Genomic DNA, 18122 nt, shown 5'->3' with positions numbered 1-18122 from the left:
TCACCCTCCCACAGGCGCTTTGCACAAACGTGCACTCCGTGGCCGGCCGGACGATACCTCAACCGCGAGGCAGGAGAGCTTGGCACCGGCGAAGTCGCCGGATCGGTGCCAATCCGCCGGAACGTTCCGGCGAGCCGGTACCGTTCCGGCGATTCGAGTCCCGGCGAACCCACCTTGAGGTGTGAGAATCAACCCGTAGTTTCCGCGGCGTGACCATCCGACGGCGCTGCTGGCGTTGCGGGTGGTGGGTCCTTTTCCTTGAACCGGCTCAGGTAGCCGGACCTGGACCCGTGGACGTGGGCTGCCATCCCCTGTTCAGCGGCCTCCGCGTTGCCGGCATCGATCGCTGCCATGATGCCCCGGTGCTCGGCCCAGGACCGGATGCCGCGGGAGTCCACATCGGAGGCGTAGAGCCACTCGATCTTGCCCGAAATCTGGCGGAGCAGCGCCGTGAGGGACGCGCTGCGGCTCAGTTCAGCGACCCCCAGATGAAAACGGATGTTCAGCTCGGGCAGCAGCTCAACCTGCCCGTTTGCCACCGCTTGATCGCCCTCGTCCAGGATCGCGGCCAGTGCGCGCCGCGTCTCCCACCACTGCGTATCCGGGCCGCCCGCGGAGAACTGGGCGGCCGCCCGCCGGGCCGCCCGGCGGGCGGTGGCAGCTTCCAGGGCCTCGCGCACCGCGAAGAGGTCATCGGCGTCGTCCACCGGTATCTCTGACACCGTGGACCCGGCGAAGGGCTTCGACTCAACGAAGCCCTCCACCTCAAGGGCCCGCAGCGCTTCCCGCACCGGAACCCGGGAAATCCCGTATTTCGCGGCCAGGGAGGACTCGGTGATCCGTGTCCCGGCGGGGAGCTTTCCGAAGATGATGTCCCGCCGGATCTCGTCCTGGACGCGGGCCCGTGGGGTGGGATCACCGCTAGCTAGCGAAGGCTGCACCGGGTATCGCTCCAAGTAGTTCCCTGGTGTAGTCGGCCGAGGGTGCCATGAAGACCTGCTCCACGCTGCCGGTTTCCACCACTTTTCCTGTTTTCATGACCACCACGTTGTGCGCGATCTGGCGGACAACGGCCAGGTCGTGCGTGATGAAGAGGTAGGTCAGGCCCAGCCTATCCTGCAGGTCCCCCAGCAAAGTGAGAATCTGCTCCTGGACCAGCACATCCAGGGCTGAGACGGCCTCGTCCAGGATCAGCAGTTCCGGTTCCAGCGCCAGGGCCCGGGCGATGGCCACCCGCTGGCGCTGCCCGCCCGAAAGTTCATGGGGCCGGCGCTGGGCCACAATCCGCGGCAGCGCCACCTGGTCCAGGAGTTCGGCCACGCGTTCACGCCGGCTCTCCCGCGTCCCCACCTTGAAGATCCGCAGGGGCTCGTCGATCAGCCGCTCAATGCTGAAGGTCGGGTCCAGGGATCCGTACGGGTCCTGGAAGACGGGCTGCGCGATGCGGCGCAGGGCACGGCGCGTCTGGGGATTGCTGGTGGCGATGCTCTCCCCCTTGATCAATGCCGACCCGGAAGTGGGTGTCTCCAGGCCGAGGATGATCCGGGCAACCGTTGACTTCCCGGATCCGGATTCACCGACCACCGCCGTGGTGGTTCCCCTGTGCACGTCGAAGGAGACGTCGTCCACGGCCTGGATCCTGCGCCCGCCCTGGCCACGGAGCTTGAATTCCTTGGCCAGGTTCCTGACCGACAGCACGGGAGCCGGCCGGTCCTCTTCAGCAACAATTGGACCGGAAGCCGCGTCGGCGGAAAGGCTGGCCGACGGCGCCGCGGCCACCAGGCGCCGAGTGTAGTCCTCCTGGGGATTCAGCAGCACCTCCCATGGCGTGCCGGTCTCCACAATCCGCCCGTCGGCCATGACGATGATCCGGTCCGTGCGGTCCCCCGCGAGCCCCAGGTCATGGGTGACGAACAGCAGCGAGGTGCCCCGCGCATCCACCAGCGTCTGGAGGTGGTTCAGGATCTGCCGCTGGACAGTGACGTCCAGGGCCGACGTCGGCTCATCCGCGATCAGCAGGTCCGGCTCACCCGCAAGGGAGATGGCGATCAGGACGCGCTGGCGCATGCCGCCGGAGAACTCGTGCGGGTACTGGTTGTAGCGGCGTTCGGCGTCCCGGATGCCGGCTTCCGTCATGAGTTCCACGGCGCGCTGCTTGATGGCGTCGCGGCCGCGCATGCCGTTGCTTGCCAGTGCGTCGGCGATCTGCGCGCCGACCTTCATCGAGGGGTTGAGGTTGGACATGGGATCCTGCGGGACCAGGCCGATCTTCTTGCCCCTGATGCCGCGCAGCTCCTTTTGGGTCGCGTCCGCGAGGTCTGCCCCGTCGAGCAGGATGGATCCGTGGGTGATCCGGCCGGAGCCGGACAGCAGGCCCAGGATGGCGCCCACCACGGTGGACTTGCCCGATCCCGACTGGCCCACGATCGCCACCCGCTCGCCCTTCTTCAGGTCGAAGGACACTCTGTCCAGGACCGGGGTGCCGCCGTAGCTGACCTCCAGTTCGCGGACGGACAGCAGAATGTTTCCGTCGTTCCTAGCGTCCTGCTGCATAGCCCTGCGCTCCCCTCGGGTTGGCGGCGGCCTTGAGGACACCGGTTTCGGGGTCACTGACCACCGATGACAGGCGGCCGAGTGCCCAGTCCCCGGCCCGGGTCACCACGTGGCCTCGCTCCTCCAGTTCAGCGATCACGTCCTCGCCCAGGCGGTCTTCAACAACCGCGCCGCCCGGCGTCCAGGTGCGGGGCCAGAAGGATCCCGGGATGGAGGTGGTGTGGAGCGAGGGCGCGTCAACGGCCTGCTGGGGCTCGTAGCCGCCCACGATGGTGCGCAGCAGGTACAGCAGCTGCCACTGGTCCTGCTGGTCGCCGCCCGGGGAACCGAGGGCGGTCACCGCTTTGCCGTCCTTCAGCACCAGGGTGGGCGTCAACGTGGTCCGGGGGCGCTTGCCGGGGGTGAGCGTGGACGGCGCGCCGTCCTCCAGCCAGGTCATCTGCAGTCTGGAACCCAGGCAGAAGCCGAGTTCGGGAATGGCCGGGGAGGACTGGAGCCAGCCGCCGGAGGGCGTTGCGGAAACCATGTTTCCCCATTGGTCCACGACGTCGATGTGGCAGGTATCCCCGCGGGTTTCCCCCGTGGGCATGACGGTGGGTTCGCCCACGCCGGCAAAGGCAAGCTGGCCGTTTTCCGCGAGCGACGGCGGGAGGTACTCCGTGCGCAGCGGCGGAACGAAGGGGTCGTGGCCGGGGACGTTGCCGGGCCGGAATTCGTGCGAGGCCTTTTCGCCGATCAGCTTCCGGCGCTCCGCTGCGTACTCGGGGCTGAGCAGGTAATCCATCGGCACCTCGGCGTCGCCGTAGTAGGCCTCGCGGTCCGCGATGGCGAGCTTCTGCGCCTCAAGAATGGTGTGCGCGCCGATGGCCGTGGACGGGTCCAGCCGCTCGTCGTCGAACCCTTCAAGGATGGCGAGGGTCTGCAGCAGTGCCGGCCCCTGCCCCCAGGGCCCGGTCTTGGCGATGGTGTGGCCGCGAAACTCGATGGTGGTGGCGGGTTCGTAGCCGGCCGAGAATCCGACGAAGTCAGCTTCGGTCATGACGCCAGCATGATCGGCGCCGGACGAGTGGCGGTGGGGCGTGGCGAGGAATTTGACCGCTGCCTTGGCCACAAATCCCTCGCCCCATTCCCGGCGGGCGGCGTCGATGCGTGCTTCCCGCGACGCTGCCGCGTCCGTTTCTCCGGCGGCGACGAGCCGGTCCAGGACGCTCGCGTACGCCGGGTTCTTGATGATGTCTCCGGCGGCGGGAATCTTCCCGTCCGGCATCCACAGGGCGGCCGACGTCGGCCAGTGCTCGGTGAAGAGGTCGGCGACGGTTTCGATGGTGCTCCCCACGCGGCCCACCACCGGGTGCCCGTTGCGGGCGTAGCCGATGGCGAAGGCCAGCACGTCCGCCAGCTCCCAGGTGCCGTGGTCCCGGAGGAGCAGCAGCCAGGCGTCGACGGCGGCCGGCACCGCGGCGGCGAGCGCGCCGGCGCCGGGCACCAGTTCCAGCCCTTCGGCCAGGTAGTGCTCGCGGGTCGCGGCGGCGGGGGCAGGGCCCTGTCCCATAAGCACAACCGGTTCGGACGGGTTCTCCGCCGTGACGAACACGCCGGTCATGTCCCCGCCGGGGCCGTTCAGGTGGGGTTCGACGACGTGCAGGACGAAGGCGCCGGCGACGGCGGCGTCGAAGGCGTTGCCGCCGCGTTCCAGCACGGCCTGCGCGGAGGCGGTGGCGAGCCAGTGGGTGGAGGCGGTCATGCCGAAGGTGCCCTGGAGGGTGGGGCGGGTGGTGAAGCTGTCTGCGGGGGTGTAAGTCATGGCTATTTCTTTCGGGTGGTGGCGGCGGGGTCCAGGGCGTCGCGCAGGGCGTCGCCGAACAGGTTGAAGGCCAGGCAGATCGCGGCGATGCCCAGGCCGGGGACGATGGCCGCTGTGGGTGAGCGGAAGAGGTACTGCTGGGCGTCGGAGAGCATGATGCCCAGGCTGGGTGCGGGCGGTTGGATGCCCAGGCCCAGGAAGGACAGCACCGCTTCGCCGATGACGGCCGCGGGCATGATCACCGTGGCCTGCACTATGAGGGAGGAGGCGGTGTTGGGCAGGATGTGCTGGAAGATGATCCGCCCGCCGGAGGCATCCATGGTCTTGGCGCCAATGACGAAGTCGCTTTCCTTGATCCGCAGGGTTTCGCCGCGGATGATCCGGATCATGGCGGGGATGTGTGCGATGCCGATGGCCACTGCGGCGTTGCCCAGGCTGGGGCCGGTGATGGCCACGAGGCCCACCGCGATGATCAGGAAGGGGAAGGCCAGGGTCACGTCGTTGAGCCGCGAAATGATGGCGTCCAGCCACCGCCAGTAGCCGGCGAGCAGCCCCAGCGGGGTTCCGATGACCACCGAGAGCAGGACCGCGAGCACCCCGACCTCGAGGGAGGAACGGATACCGAAGACCAGCCGGGAGAAGATGTCCCGGCCCAGGTCGTCGGTGCCCAGCAGGAAGCCCACCGTGCCGGGCTTCTGGAACGGGGTGGCGAAGTGGACCTGCGCCGGATCGTACGGCGCCAGGAGCGGTGCCAGCAGTGCGACCAGGACCACGAGGGCCAGCAGGATACCGCCGGCCAGGCCAAGGGGGTTCCGCCGGAGCGACTTCCAGATGCGTCCGCGGTCGGAGCCCAGGCTGGTTGCCCCCGCGGCTGCAGGGCGGATATCGGTGACGGCCATCAGTTGCTTCCTACTCGGATTCGCGGGTTGATCACGGAGTACAGGATGTCCACCGCAAGGTTAATCAGGATGTACCCAACGGTGATGACCAGCACCACGGCCTGGATCACGGGATAGTCGCGGGTGAAGACGGAGTCCAGGGTGAGCTTGCCGAAGCCGGGCAGGGCGAAGATGCGCTCCGTGACCACAGCTCCGGAGATCAGTCCGCCCAGCTGCAGGCCCACGATGGTGACCACCACGATCAGGGAGTTCCGGAGCCCGTAGCGGAACAGGATCCGGCCGCCGCCCAGGCCCTTGGCGCGGGCGGTTCGGACGTAGTCCGTGCTCATGGTTTCGATCATGGAGGCCCGCGTCTGGCGCAGGATGACGGCGGCGAGGCCGGTGCCCAGGATCACCGCCGGCAGCGTCAGGTAGTACAGGCCGCGCACGGGGTTCGTAGCGACGTCGACATAGCCTGACGCGGGGAACCAGCCAAGGTTGACGGCCAGGTAGAGGATGGCCAGCAGGCCAAGCCAGAAGCTGGGAACGGACAGGCCGATGAGGGCAAAGCCGTTGGAGAGCCATTCCGGCCAGCGGCCGCGGTACCGCTCGGCCACCACGCCGAGCAGGACGCCGACGACGACGGCCACCACGATTGCGTAGGCGGCAAGCCACAGCGTCACGGGCAAGGTGCCGGCGAGCAGGTCCGTGACGGGTGTTCCGGTGCGGGTGGACTTTCCCAGGTCTCCCTGCAGCAGCCGGCCGATGAAGGAGAAGTACTGGACGGGGAGGGGCTGGTCCAGGCCGAGCTGGGAGCGGATGGCGTCGAGCTGTTCAGGACTGGCCTCCTCCCCCGCCATGGCAATGGCCGGGTCACCGGGGAGTTGGCGGATGCCAATAAAGATGACCACGGAGGCGAGCACCAGGGTGATGGCTGAGTGCCAGAGACGGGTCGAGAGGTATCGGATCATGGTGGAGTCCTTATTTCTTCACGAAGGCCGCGTTGCTGAGGTGGACCACACCGTCCGCGAACGTTTCCACTCCGGCCACTTTGTTGGAGTAGGCCGTGAGGCTGTGGATCCGGTAGAGGTAGATGATCGGGTCGTCGGCCTGCACCTGCTGGACGGCTTTCCCGTAGAGGGCCGCGCGGGCTGCCTGGTCTGTGGTGGTGGAGGCGTCGGTGAGGAGCTTGTCCACGGCAGGGTTGCTGTAGCCGGAGTAGTTGTTGCCGCCGCCGGTGGCCAGGAAGTTGTACATGTTCCCGTGCGGGTCCACGCGTCCGGACCAGCCCAGCAGCAGGGCTTCGAAGCTGCCGTGGCTCTGGACGTCCAGGAGCGTGGAGTACTCAACGGGCGCGATGGTCAGGGCGAATCCGCCGTCCGCCGCGGACGCCTGGAGCGCCTGCGCATACCGCAGCGAGTCCGGCGAGTTGGTGACCTGGACCTTGATGGGGAAGGGCACCGGAACCCCGGCGTCCTTCAGCATCTGCTTGGCCTTCGCCGGATCGTAGGCCGGGCAGCCTTGGGCGGCGTCCGAAGAGAAGGGGCTGGAGGGTGCCACGGGGGAACAGGCAGGCTCGTACCAGTTGTTGAAGAGCGTGCTCACCAGGGCTTTGCGGTCGATCGACATGGACAGCGCCTGGCGGATGGTGGCGTTCTTGGCCAGTGGCGTGTTGAGGTCCCCCACCGGTTTGCCCACGCCGTTGGTGTTGCCCAGGTTGATGGTCAGGCCCTGGTAGCCCAGGGATCCCACCTGGAGCACGCCGACGCCGCGTTCCTTGGCGAGCGCGTCCACGTCCTGGGGTGCGATGGAGTCCGCCACCTGGACGTCGCCGGAGCGCAGGTTGGCGGTCCTGATATTGGAGTCGGTCATGATCCGGTACGTCACCGTGTCCAGGTGGACGTTTTTGGCGTCGTAGTAGAGCGGGTCCCGTTCCACCTGGATGGAGGTTTGCGGGATGCGCTGCTTGAACTTGAACGGTCCCACGCACACGGGGTGGTCTCCAAAGGTATCCCCTGCCGCAGCAACCGCCGTGGGCGAGAGGATCATGCCGGCCCGGTCCGCGAGCGCCGCGGTGAGGGGGGCGAACGGCTTCTTGTAGCTGATCTGGACGGTGGTGGGGTTCAGGGCCGTGATGCCGCTGATAGGGCCAAGTTCGCTCTTGCGGGCGGAACCTTTCATGGTCAGGTCCCGGTCCAGGGTGGCGCGGACGGCTTCGGCGTCGAACTTGGTGCCGTCGGCAAACACGGCGTCGTCCCGCACCTGGATGGTCACCGTCTGCCCGTTGTTGCTCACCTCGGGAAGCTTGGTGGCAAGCTGCGGAACGATCTTGCCCTCGGCGTTGATGTCGTACAGCTTCTGGCACATCGTCTGCATGACATACCGGGTGTAGAGGGACGACGACGTTGTGGGGTCCAGGCGGTCGGGTTCAGCCGAGAGGGCCATCACCAGGTCGCCGCCTTCCACCACTTTCTGGTTGCCGATGGGGGCGGAGGTCACGTCGTTATGCACTACCGCCTCGGGCAGGGGCTGGATGGGTGCGCAGGCGGTCATCGCCAGTGCCAAGGCGGCCACGCCGCCGCCCAAGGCAGCGCTTCTCGCCCTGAATGGAGTGCCGTCCGGAAGGGCCCGGGGGCGGAACGGGAGTCTCATACAAGTCCTATGATCGAGCACGGAATGTGAGATTGAATACAATCGCTGAACGAACATATCCTTGGTATACGTTTCGATTCAAGGGTGTATTGGAGAATTTACGGTGAGGAAACATTTTTTCGGCTCAGCTGAGCGACTGCATCTGGTGCTGATGCTGGCCCTGACGTTTTCCACCGGCGTGGTGGACGCGATGGGATACCTTGGCCTGGACCGCGTGTTCACCGGGAACATGACCGGCAACGTGGTGCTGCTGGGCATGGCCATGGCGGGCGGAACAAGCCTCCCCGTGCTGCGGCCGGCGTTGGCGCTGGCCTTCTTCATGCTTGGCGCGGCCCTGGCAGGGCGGCTTCTTCGGCGCAATGGCGAAGGCTGGTCGCCGCAGACCTCCGCGGCCCTGCTCGCGGTGTCGCTGGGCCTGTGGGCACTGACGGTCTTCGTGCTCCTGGCCCCCGTGCAGGCGGACCCCACGCTTGGCAGCATCGTCACCAGCGCACTCGCCCTACTCATGGGCACCCAGGCCGCGACGGCGAAACGCCTGAAGGTCGCGGAGATCACCACCGTGGTGGTCACCTCCACCATCACCGGCCTCGCGTCGGATTCGCGGCTGGCCGGCGGCAAGGGAACGTTCTGGCAGCGGCGCGCCCTGGCCATTGCCCTGATCATGCTGGGAGCCCTGGCCGGAGCGGCTGCGCTGCATGTGCACCTGGCGCTTGCACTGTCCATGGCTGCGGTGATCGCTACGGCAGTCACGGTGACAGGGCACGCCGCACATCGCCGCGCTGCCGCAGAGGCAAAGGCAGACTCGGAGAGTCCCTCGCTGGCCCGGGACTGAGGCGGCGCTGACCGGAGACTAAACCGGTCAGTGGGGCGGGACGGCGGGCACGTCTGTAACGGCCGCCGTCGGAGGGCTGCGCGATTCGCGCATCAAGCCTTGCGCTAATCGCGCATCAGTAGCTATGATCTACATCATGCTTCGGGCCCGCAGCCCGACCTCCCTCTCCCCCACACAACAATGAGGTTGCACATGTCTGTCCCCATCAAGGCCACCATGGAAAAGGTTCCTGGCGGCATGATGCTGATCCCCCTGCTCATCGGCGCCTTGCTCGGCACCTTCGCCCCGGATTCCGCAAAGTTCTTCGGGTCCTTCACCGGCGCCCTCTTCACCGGCGGCACCACGATCCTCGCGGTGTTCTACGTCTGCATGGGCGCCAGCATCGACATCAAGGCCACCCCGTACATTTTGAAAAAGGGCGGAGTCCTCTTCGGCAGCAAGGTCCTGTTCGCCATCATCATCGGCGTCATCGCAGGCCGGTTCATGGGTGAACTTCCCATCGACGGCGGTTTGCTGTCCGGCCTTTCCGTGCTGGCGATCCTGGCCGCCCTCAATGACACCAACGGCGGCATGTACATGGCACTCATGGGCCAGTACGGCAAGCCCAAGGACGTTGCTGCCTACTCCGTGATGACGCTGGAATCCGGCCCCTTCCTGACCATGGTGACCCTCGGCGTCGCCGGTTTGTCCGCCTTCCCGTGGCAGGCCTTGGTGGGTGCCATCATTCCCCTGCTCCTCGGCGCCATCCTGGGCGCCCTGGACCCGGCCATGCGCAAGTTCCTGTCCTCCGCGGCACCTGTCCTGATCCCGTTCTTCGCCCTGGCACTGGGCTTCGGCCTGAACCTGGGCCAGGTCCTGAACGCCGGGCTGCTCGGCGTGGCCCTGGGCCTGTTCGTCCTCATTGCCGGCGGCGCCGTGCTCTTCTTCGCGGACAAGCTCACCGGCGGCTCGGGCATCGCCGGCCTCGCAGCAGCCACCACCGCAGGCAACGCAGCCACCGTTCCCATGCTGGTGGCCGCCGCCAACCCGGCCTATGCCCCGGCAGCGGGCCCGGCAACCGTGCTGGTGGCCGCGTCCGTAGTGGTGACCGCCATCGGCTGCCCGCTCATGGTCGCTTGGTACGCTAAGCGCCTGAAAGCCAAGCAGCCCGTGGAAACCCCCGAGGTGGCCCCAGCAGTATGAGCACCCCCGCAGCCAAGCGCTGGGCAATCATCGCCGACGACCTGACGGGGGCGGCCGATGCCGCCGCAGCCTACGGACCCACCCACAGCAGCTCCGTCATCCTGGACCTGGACTCCATGTGGCCCGAAGCGGACATCCTGTCGGTCAACACCGAGAGCCGCTACCTTTCAGCGGAAGATGCAGCGGCTGCCGTCACCGCGGCTGTGGCACGCGCCCTGGAACAGGACCGGCAGGTTTTCAAGAAGATCGACTCGCTGCTTCGCGGCAACGTCGGTGCCGAGGTTGCCGCAGCGCTGGGCCGCGTCAGTGAAGGCCGCAGCAGGGGCCTGGCCCTTGTGGCCCCCGCCTTCCCGGCTACGGGAAGGACCACCGTACGCGGGTTGGTCCACGTCAACGGTGCGCACAACGCGCAGGGAAGCTTCGACGGCGACGTCGCGGCGGCGCTTGCCGCCGGCGGTCTTTCGACTGAACTCGTGGAGCGGGAAACGCACCCCACCCCGGAGGAACTAGCCGCGCGCCTGCGCAACGTGCAGGAACGCGGGCGTGACGCCGTCGTACTTGACGCTGTTTCCGACGACGACCTGAAACGCGTGGCTGCCGCGGCAGCCCTGCTGGACTTCCCCGCACTCCTGGTGGGCTCCGGCGGACTGGCCGGGCACGTTGCCCCTCGTGGAGAAGGGCAGGATGTTCTTCAGGAGCACGCGAGGTGCGTGACACGGACGCTGACCGTGATTGGCAGCTATTCCGGCCTCGCCCGGCAGCAGACGGACGCGCTGGTCGCCGCAGGTGCCCGGCACATCACGCTGGACCACCAGACGCTCGAGGATCCGGCAGTCGCGCGCGAAGTTGCGGCGGCGATGCTGCGGACGGACGTGGTGTTGACGCCGGATCCCATGGGCGCCGTGGATAAATCGCAGGCGCTGGTGGTGGCGGAGGCGCTGGCACGGGCCACTGCGGCCGGCGTCGAGCACTGCGAGGCGCTGGTCCTGACGGGCGGGGAAACCGCCACGGCCGTCCTAAAGGCCCTCGGCGCCGGCAGCTTCACCGTCATCGGGGAGATTGAGCCCGGAGTGGTCATGAGCCTGCTTCCGGAGCCCCTCCCCCTGCTGGTCACCAAGGCCGGTGCATTCGGGGACGCCGGCACGCTGGCCAGGACCAAACAGTTTTTCACTAGCACTACGACTGAAATGAGTAGCAAATAATGGGACGCCCGATTGTAGCCATCACCATGGGCGACGCGGCCGGCATTGGCCCGGAGATCATCGTCAAGGCCCTGGCGGACAGCGAACTCCGGTCCAAGGCGCGGATGCTGGTCATCGGCGATCTTCGCCGGATGCAGCTCGCCGCGGACATCGTGTCCAGCCCGCTGACCCTGCGCAAGGTCACCGAACCGTCGGAGGCACTGTTCCAGGAAGGCACCATCGATGTGCTGGACATCGACTGCATTCCGGAGGACCTGGCCTGGGGCGAGCTGTCCGCCGCCGCCGGACACGGCTCGTACCTCTTCATCGAGAAGGCCGTGCAGCTGGCAATGGACCGCCAGGTGGATGCCATCTGCACGGGACCGCTCAACAAGGCGGCCCTGCACGCGGCCGGACACAAGTTCCCGGGCCACACGGAACTCCTCGCCGAACTGACCGGCACCGAGGAAGTGTCCATGATGCTGACCGCGCCCAAGATGCGCGTCATCCACGTGACCACGCACATCGGCCTCATCGACGCCATCGCCAAGATCAACGGCGACCTGGTCTACCGGACCATCAAGCGCGGGTATGAGCTGCTGCGCACCTCCGGGATCGAGAACCCGCGGATCGCCGTGTGCGCCATTAACCCGCACGCGGGCGAGAACGGTCTGTTCGGCTACGGCGAAGAGGCGGAGAAGATCCAGCCGGGCATCGAGAAGGCCCAGGCGGACGGCATCAACGCGTTCGGCCCGCTCCCGGCGGACACCCTGTTCTTCCTGGCCGGCCGCGGCGACTTCGACCTGGTGGTGGCCCAGTACCACGACCAGGGCCACGGACCCGTCAAGGTCCTGGGCCTGGAGAACGGCGTCAACATCACCGTGGGCCTCCCCGTGGTGCGGACGTCAGTTGACCATGGCACGGCCTTCGACATCGCCGGCAAGAACATTGCCGACCACGAGTCGCTGCTCGAGGCGCTGCGGCAGGCAGTGGACCTGGCACCAGCGCGCGACGAGGCCTGAGCACTACCAGAAGCGAAACGGCCGGTCAGCGTAGAATTGCTGGCCGGCCGTTGCCGTCCCTGATTCGTTAGAGCCGGAACTAGCATGGGTAGCACTGCCACCGCCATACCCACGGGAAGGAGACCGGGAATGCTCAGCGCAAACGCGCGGCGCGAGGAGATCTACCACCTTGCCGTGACCACCGGCCTGGCCTCCGTGGAGGAACTTTCGGCCCGCTTCGAGGTGACCGCGTCCACCATCCGCAGGGACCTCGCGCTGCTGAATTCACAGGGCCGGCTGGCCCGTACGTACGGCGGGGCGATGGCGCTGGGCGCGCACCCGGAGGCGTCGCTGCGGCAGCGCACGGGTGAGGCGTTCGAGCAAAAGCATGCCATTGCCCGGTGGGCGGCGTCGGTGATCCAGCCCGGGGAAAACATCCTGCTCGACGCCGGCTCCACGGCGGGTGCCCTGGCGCACGAACTGCGCGGGTTTGATCGGCTGTCCGTGACGACGCCGGGTCTGAATACTTTGCAGGAGTTGGCCGATTCCGAGGGCATCGAGGTGGACTGCCTGGGCGGCCGGCTCCGGGGCGTCTCGCAGAGTTTCGTGGGCCCGCTGGCCGAGGCGGCTCTGGAGCGGATGAGCTTTGACCGGGTGTTCCTGGGCGCCGACGCCGTCACCGCCGAGGACGGCATCTGCGAAGCCGACCACGCCCAGACCCGGCTCAAGGAGCTCATGGCCCGGCGGGGGCGTTTGGTTTATGTTTTGGCCGACTCCTCCAAGCTCGGGCTGCGGCCGTTCCACGCCTGGGCGCGGCTGGCACTCCCCTGGACCCTGGTGACGGACGACGGCGCCGATCCCGAGCAGGTGCAGAATTTCCGGGACGCGGGGGTACAGGTTGAGGTGGCCTCCGTTTCCGGGTAAGTCCCGGTGGGTAGGCTATTTCTACAACGAACGAAACCCCTGAACGATATGGAGACGCGCATGCACGCCGTGCTGGAATACACCTACGCAGACGACTACCTCGAAAGCCGCGAACAGTACCGCGCAGACCACCTCCGGGCGGGGTGGGAGGCAGTCGAACGCGGCGAGCTCCTGCTGGGCGGCGCCGTTGGCGAAGTCCCCTTTAAAGGCTTGTTGATCTTCACCGGCGAAAACGCAGTGGAAGCCGCCAAAGCTTTTGCAGCCGCCGACCCCTACGTCCTCAACGGCGTGGTCACGGAGTGGACCGCCAACCCGTGGACAACGGTGCTCGGAAACGAAGCGGCCACACCAGTCCGCCCCTAAGCCGCGTAACCCTGCCTTACTGCACGGATGGCGCACATGCGCCTACGTCGAAGTTCCCAACGCGCCGGACTCCTCAAGCACCTGCTGCAGCCCGGCGACGGGAATGTCGGGAAACTCGGAGCGCGCCTGGCCAAACTCGAAAGCAGCCGTCCCCGATTCCTCCCAGATACCGGCCCCTGCCACCCTGGCCAGGAACGGTGAAAACGGCTTGGCCGCCACCGACAGCACCCGCAGGGCGGCCGCCGGAACGCGCTGAACCTTTCCATGGCCTGCCCGGGCAAGCACAGCCTCCGCAAGCTGGTTGCCGGTCAGCGTGTGCGAGCCCCACTCGATGACGCGGTTCCGAAGCGCCGGGTCGCGGAGGGCACGGACCACGACGGCGGCGGCGTCCCGGACCGAGGTATAGGTCACGGGGGCGGATCCCGAGCCGAACACCGGCACCTTGCCCTTCGATTCAAGCGGGGCCGTCATGGTCTCAAGCCGCTGTTCCAGGAGGGCCCCGATCCGGACAATCGTCCAGTGCACGCCGGACGAGCGCACCGCATCCTCGGCCGCAGCCTTGCAGCGCAGGAAGTCGATAGGCCCGTCGGCGGCAGCACCATGCATGGACATCATCACCACATGTTTCACTTCGGCCGCGGCCGCCGCGCGGACCAGCCGGATGGCGCCGTCGCGGTCCACCGTCCGCGGGTTCGAGTCCTTGACCCCGAATCCTGAAGCCGCGAACACCAGCCCATCGCAGCCAGCCACCGCTTGCTGGCAGTCCGCGTCTGAGCCGAGGTCCCCGCGGAGGAGCTCGACGCCGTCGCTCATCTTTCGGGGGAAGGGCTGGGACTTGCCCCGGGCCATGATGCGGACCTGCTGCCCGGCGGCAAGGAGCAGGGAAACCACGGCGCGGCCGAGGCGGCCGGTGCCGCCGACCACCAGGATCATGACCGGTCACCTCCAACTGCCCCATGGACTGCCTCGCTGATGGCAACGTTCACGTCGCCGGAATCCTGGTCCACGGGTTCAAGGTAAAACTGGGCTGCGGCGATTTTGTCGCCGCGGACGGTGAGGATGGAGACCCCGGCAGCACGCTGTACGGACCCGTCCGGCCGGGTGCCGCGGTTGCTCCATTCCATCCAGACTTTGCCATCCGGCCCTGTGGCCACGTCGTGGACGGTGAGGGTGAGATCCGGCAGACCGGCAAAGAGCGCCGTCCAGTTCTTCCGGACCTGCGCGGAGCCGGTAAAGCTGCGGGCGGGGTGGACGGGGGTGGTGTTCCTGTAGTCCTCCGCGAATTCAGACACCATGGCCTCAAGGTCATGGCGGTTGGCCGCGGCCAGCATACGCCGCACTGGGCCTTCGGGGACGCGCTCGATTCCTGAAGCGTCCATGATCTGCTCCTTAGTTTCCGTCGCGGGAGGCGGAGAGGCTGGATCGCTGAATTTGATACAGTTAGCTGTATCTAACTGATACAAGGAGCATAAGCCCGATGGGACCCGCAGTCAACGGTGCGCCGCCCCGCCCCCGCAGCTACGATGCCCGCCGCCGGCAGGAGGCGGCCGAGGAGTCCAGGAAGCGGGTGCTGGCCCAATCGCGCGAGCTGTTCCTGGCCCACGGGTACGGCCGGACCACTATCGCGGCCATCGCCCACGCCGCCGGCGTCTCCAAGGAATCCGTGTACAAGGGGTTCGGCGGAAAGCCGGGGCTTGTCCGGGCCATCTACGCACAGAGTCTGCTGGGAGCAGGCGGTCCCCCGGCTGAGGAACGGTCGGACCGCGCCCAGGCCACGGTCACCGATCCCCGCGAACTCATGGAGCAGTTCGGCCGGTTCATCGCCGAGGTCAGCCCGTTGGGCTCCCCCGTCTACCTGCTCATCAGGGACGCCGCGGCGAGCGGGGACCAGGATATGGCCGCACTCCTGCGCGATGTGGACGACGAGCGGTACCAGCGCATGCTGCACAACGCGCACCAGGTGCTCGGAAGGGGGTTCCTGCGCCCGGGCCTGACCGCGGAGGAGGTGGCCGACGTCTTCTTCATGAGCACCTCGGCTGAGCTCTACGAGACCCTTGTCCTCAAGCGCGGCTGGACCGCGGAGCGCTTCGGGGTGTTCATGGCCAGGACCCTGGGGGCCAACCTCCTGCCGGACGGGAACGCTGCGTCTGCCAAAGAACGAAACCCCTAAACGACATGGGCAGACACGCGTGCACGCAGCGTGGGCGAACGGCAGCCACTGCCCTGAGGCAGTCCGTCGATCGGGCTTGCGATCAGGCTGGCTTAACCTTCGCAAGCGTGAATATCCCGTAGCGCATCGTGCCGGTGCGGTAGGCCAGGATCATGCGGGGAATGCTCCAAAAGGAGTCACGGTTCCGGGCGCCAAGGGCGAGTCGACGGATCTTCGGATCGACGAGCAAGGCCTTCATCAGCCGGGCGGCACAGATTACCCAGGTGCGGGCAACGCGGCGGCTGACATCCTCGTAGTCCCTGACCGCAAAGCCCGCCGCCAATGCCATCGCCTCGTACTCCTCGCGCGTGCCCATCGAGGGCAGGCGCCCTTCCCGGCAGATCGGCGCAAGCAGGTGCCGGACCTTCCAGCCCCTGGCATCGGTCCCAGCGAGCCAGGCACAAACGACCAACCGGCCGCCGGGCGCCAGCACTCGGTGCGCTTCTGCGAAGAAGCCGGGCTTATCGACCATGTGCTCGCTTGACTCAATCGCCCATGCCGCACCGGCCGAGGCATCGGGCAGCCCGTTGAAGAGCCAGTCACGCACCTGGATGTCCACACCCGGCGCGGGATGGGCGGCGGCATAGGTGCCCTGCTCAGCGGACAGCGTGAAGCCGGTAACGCGGACCTTGCGGGTCATGGCGAGCCGCCGTGCGGTGGCACCGTAGCCGCAGCCGATATCCACGCTCTCCTGGCCCGGCTCCAGGTTCAGCCGGTCGGCGACGGCGTCGACCAGCGCCTCGACGGCCTCTTCGGCTGTCTCGCGGCCCGTCGCCCACAACCCGTGATGAACATGGTCCCCCCACACCTGGCGGTAAATGGGATCGAGCTCGTCGTAGTGGTCCGCGACCGCCGCGGCATCCTGGGACGTATCTGGGACGATCACGGCACGACACTACAACGGCGCTCCACAGCGAAGGAAGGGGAAGGACGACGGCGGCACTTACGTCCCGCCGTCGTCCTCCCCCACGTTGGCGGGTATCAGACCAGGGGCGTAATCGGAGATACGGAGAAGGGTACGGCCAGCAGGGACTGCACCCCGTCCACGAAGTCCTTAACATGGACTTCCTCGTTGTGGGCTTCCAGGTCCCCGCGGCGGGCCCATCCCTCAATGAGGAAGTACGTACCTGGCCTTTGATCGTCTGCGAAGACCGTATATTCCAGGCAGCCGGTGTCCTTTCGGCTCAGCGACTGCAGTCCGAGGAGTGCTTCCTGCAGCGTGGCTTCGTGCCCTGCTTTTGCGGTGAACACCGGCATTAACCAGACTTGCGTTTCGTCGTGGCTGACTGTTGTGTGTGGCATTTTTCGTCCTCGGGTGGTCCTGGGCTTGCGGGAGGGGCGGATTCGTCGCCGCCCCTCCCCTTACGTCATGCGTTGATCTGCGGAACGTCGACCCAGGATTCTTTTGCCGCCGACTCGACAATTGCATCGTCGATGAGGGCTACCTGATATCCGTCGGCAAAGTTCGGGCTTACGCTGCCGCCTTCCGCGATGGCCTTGAAGAAGTCGTAGGCCTCGATGATCTTGGTTTCGCCGTATCCAATGCCGAGCGCAGGGATGGGCCAGAGTGCATCTCCGTGGGGGTGTGCGGGCCCGGTGTAGACGGTGCGGAATCCGCGGCGGTCGGCCTGGTCGGACGCGAAGCAGACCTGCAGTTCGTCGCGCCGCTCATAGTTGAAGACGATGCTGCCCTCGGTTCCGTGGATTTCGAAGGTGATGTAGTTGTTCCTGCCGTGGGCGTTGCGGGTTGCTTCCACGGAACCCACGGCACCGTTGGCGAAGCGGATCATGGTCATGACTTCGTCGTCCACGTCGACCTGGCCACGGGGGCCTTCTCCGCCGCGTACCGTGCCGAGCGCGTCAGCACCTCCGGCTTGGAGCGGCCGCTCGGGGATCCAGGTGGACAGCAGGGCGTTGACGGCGCTGAACTCCCCGACAAGGTAGCGGGCCATGTCAATGACGTGCGTTGCGATGTCGCCGAGGGCGCCGGAGCCTGCGATGGATTTCTGGAAACGCCAGGAGAGCGGGGAGTTGGGGTCGGCGCTCCAGTCCTGCAGGTAGGTGCCCCGGAAGTTGAGGACCTGTCCGATGGCCCCTTCCTCGATGTATTTCTTTGCCAGTGCAACGGCCGGAGTCCGCCGGTAGTTGAAGGCGACCATGTGGACGAGGTTCTTGTCTTTGACTGCGTCGTACATCGCCTTGGATTCTTCGCCCGTACGCGCCAGGGGCTTTTCGCAGATGATGTGCTTGCCTGCTTCGGCGGCGGCAATGGCAATCTCGGCGTGGAGGTGGTTTGGCGTGGCGATGTCGACGACGTGGATGTCCGGATCATCGATGATGCTGCGCCAGTCTGAGGTGGAGTTTTCGAAGCCGAAGCGGCGGGCCGCTTCCGAGGCCAGGTCATCATCGGCTTCGGCAATGACTTTTCGGACCGGCATGGCTGGTGCGGGCCAGAAAAACATGGGCATGGCGGCGTAAGCCAGCGAGTGGGCCTTGCCCATGAAGCCGCCTCCGATGAGGCCGACGTTGAGGTTCTGCATGTG

The 18122-nt window shown here is 66.9% G+C and carries 18 protein-coding genes; 7 read left to right on the top strand and 11 right to left on the bottom strand.

Features of this window, described 5'->3' with window-relative positions:
- Positions 1-188: 188 nt before the first annotated feature.
- From LFT49_RS06105 to LFT49_RS06080, 6 genes are read right to left on the bottom strand one after another with little or no spacing between them, the layout of a single operon-like run.
- A complete protein-coding gene (locus LFT49_RS06105; RefSeq protein WP_237430072.1) occupies positions 189-941 on the bottom strand; it encodes a GntR family transcriptional regulator in 753 nt (250 codons plus the stop codon).
- Complete coding sequence (locus tag LFT49_RS06100; protein ID WP_237430071.1) at positions 922-2553, bottom strand: dipeptide ABC transporter ATP-binding protein; 1632 nt, start codon at positions 2551-2553, stop codon at positions 922-924. Before LFT49_RS06100 ends, LFT49_RS06105 begins: the two co-directional genes overlap by 20 nt.
- Complete coding sequence (locus LFT49_RS06095; RefSeq protein WP_237430070.1) at positions 2537-4357, bottom strand: gamma-glutamyltransferase family protein; 1821 nt, start codon at positions 4355-4357, stop codon at positions 2537-2539. The genes LFT49_RS06100 and LFT49_RS06095 overlap by 17 nt, the downstream gene beginning before the upstream one ends.
- Before the next feature lie 2 nt (positions 4358-4359).
- Positions 4360-5256 (bottom strand): ABC transporter permease, encoded by an 897-nt coding sequence (locus LFT49_RS06090; protein WP_237430069.1) that lies wholly within the window; start codon positions 5254-5256, stop codon positions 4360-4362.
- Positions 5256-6206, bottom strand: coding sequence for an ABC transporter permease (locus LFT49_RS06085; protein WP_236821535.1), 951 nt, complete (start codon positions 6204-6206; stop codon positions 5256-5258). Before LFT49_RS06085 ends, LFT49_RS06090 begins: the two co-directional genes overlap by 1 nt.
- Positions 6207-6216: 10 nt before the next feature.
- Positions 6217-7887, bottom strand: a complete 1671-nt coding sequence (locus LFT49_RS06080; protein ID WP_236801408.1) for an ABC transporter substrate-binding protein — start codon at positions 7885-7887, stop codon at positions 6217-6219.
- A gap of 103 nt (positions 7888-7990) precedes the next feature.
- On the opposite strand from LFT49_RS06080, the gene LFT49_RS06075 reads away from it, so the two are divergent.
- From LFT49_RS06075 to LFT49_RS06050, 6 genes are all read left to right on the top strand, one after another.
- Entirely contained in the window at positions 7991-8719 is a 729-nt protein-coding gene (locus LFT49_RS06075) for a YoaK family protein (RefSeq protein WP_236801407.1), read from the top strand.
- Between the two features lie 192 nt (positions 8720-8911).
- Positions 8912-9901: a 2-keto-3-deoxygluconate permease gene (locus LFT49_RS06070; RefSeq protein ID WP_236801406.1), complete on the top strand. Its 990-nt coding sequence runs from the start codon at positions 8912-8914 to the stop codon at positions 9899-9901.
- Positions 9898-11103 carry a four-carbon acid sugar kinase family protein gene (locus tag LFT49_RS06065; RefSeq protein WP_236801405.1) on the top strand — a complete coding sequence of 402 codons (1206 nt, stop codon included), beginning with the start codon at positions 9898-9900 and terminating at the stop codon, positions 11101-11103. Before LFT49_RS06070 ends, LFT49_RS06065 begins: the two co-directional genes overlap by 4 nt.
- Positions 11103-12104, top strand: a complete 1002-nt coding sequence (pdxA, locus tag LFT49_RS06060) for a 4-hydroxythreonine-4-phosphate dehydrogenase PdxA (RefSeq protein WP_236801404.1) — start codon at positions 11103-11105, stop codon at positions 12102-12104. The genes LFT49_RS06065 and pdxA overlap by 1 nt, the downstream gene beginning before the upstream one ends.
- A gap of 129 nt (positions 12105-12233) precedes the next feature.
- Positions 12234-13007 carry a DeoR/GlpR family DNA-binding transcription regulator gene (locus tag LFT49_RS06055; RefSeq protein ID WP_237430068.1) on the top strand — a complete coding sequence of 258 codons (774 nt, stop codon included), beginning with the start codon at positions 12234-12236 and terminating at the stop codon, positions 13005-13007.
- A gap of 60 nt (positions 13008-13067) precedes the next feature.
- Positions 13068-13370 carry a YciI-like protein gene (locus LFT49_RS06050; RefSeq protein ID WP_236821530.1) on the top strand — a complete coding sequence of 101 codons (303 nt, stop codon included), beginning with the start codon at positions 13068-13070 and terminating at the stop codon, positions 13368-13370.
- A gap of 42 nt (positions 13371-13412) precedes the next feature.
- On the opposite strand, the gene LFT49_RS06045 is transcribed toward LFT49_RS06050, so the two are convergent.
- Positions 13413-14303 (bottom strand): SDR family oxidoreductase, encoded by an 891-nt coding sequence (locus LFT49_RS06045; RefSeq protein ID WP_237430067.1) that lies wholly within the window; start codon positions 14301-14303, stop codon positions 13413-13415.
- Positions 14300-14749 (bottom strand): nuclear transport factor 2 family protein, encoded by a 450-nt coding sequence (locus LFT49_RS06040; RefSeq protein WP_237430066.1) that lies wholly within the window; start codon positions 14747-14749, stop codon positions 14300-14302. Before LFT49_RS06040 ends, LFT49_RS06045 begins: the two co-directional genes overlap by 4 nt.
- A 98-nt stretch (positions 14750-14847) precedes the next feature.
- On the opposite strand from LFT49_RS06040, the gene LFT49_RS06035 reads away from it, so the two are divergent.
- The gene (locus LFT49_RS06035) at positions 14848-15540 is read left to right on the top strand and encodes a TetR/AcrR family transcriptional regulator (RefSeq protein WP_237430065.1); all 693 of its coding nucleotides are present in this window, start codon (positions 14848-14850) and stop codon (positions 15538-15540) included.
- 82 nt (positions 15541-15622) lie between these two features.
- Here LFT49_RS06035 and LFT49_RS06030 read toward each other — a convergent pair whose 3' ends face one another.
- The 3 genes from LFT49_RS06030 to LFT49_RS06020 all read right to left on the bottom strand — a co-directional run bounded on the left by LFT49_RS06030 (position 15623) and on the right by LFT49_RS06020 (position 18119).
- The gene (locus LFT49_RS06030; RefSeq protein ID WP_236821526.1) at positions 15623-16465 is read right to left on the bottom strand and encodes a class I SAM-dependent methyltransferase; all 843 of its coding nucleotides are present in this window, start codon (positions 16463-16465) and stop codon (positions 15623-15625) included.
- Between the two features lie 95 nt (positions 16466-16560).
- A complete protein-coding gene (locus tag LFT49_RS06025) occupies positions 16561-16881 on the bottom strand; it encodes a putative quinol monooxygenase (RefSeq protein WP_236821525.1) in 321 nt (106 codons plus the stop codon).
- A gap of 65 nt (positions 16882-16946) precedes the next feature.
- Positions 16947-18119 (bottom strand): Gfo/Idh/MocA family protein, encoded by a 1173-nt coding sequence (locus LFT49_RS06020; protein ID WP_237430064.1) that lies wholly within the window; start codon positions 18117-18119, stop codon positions 16947-16949.
- Positions 18120-18122 lie beyond the last annotated feature (3 nt).

The sequence above is a fragment of the Arthrobacter sp. FW306-06-A genome (assembly GCF_021870055.1).
In the GTDB taxonomy this organism is placed as follows: Bacteria; Actinomycetota; Actinomycetes; order Actinomycetales; family Micrococcaceae; genus Arthrobacter.
The sequence above is the reverse complement of the archived record's forward strand: the minus strand, read 5'-3'. Positions and strand labels throughout refer to the sequence as shown.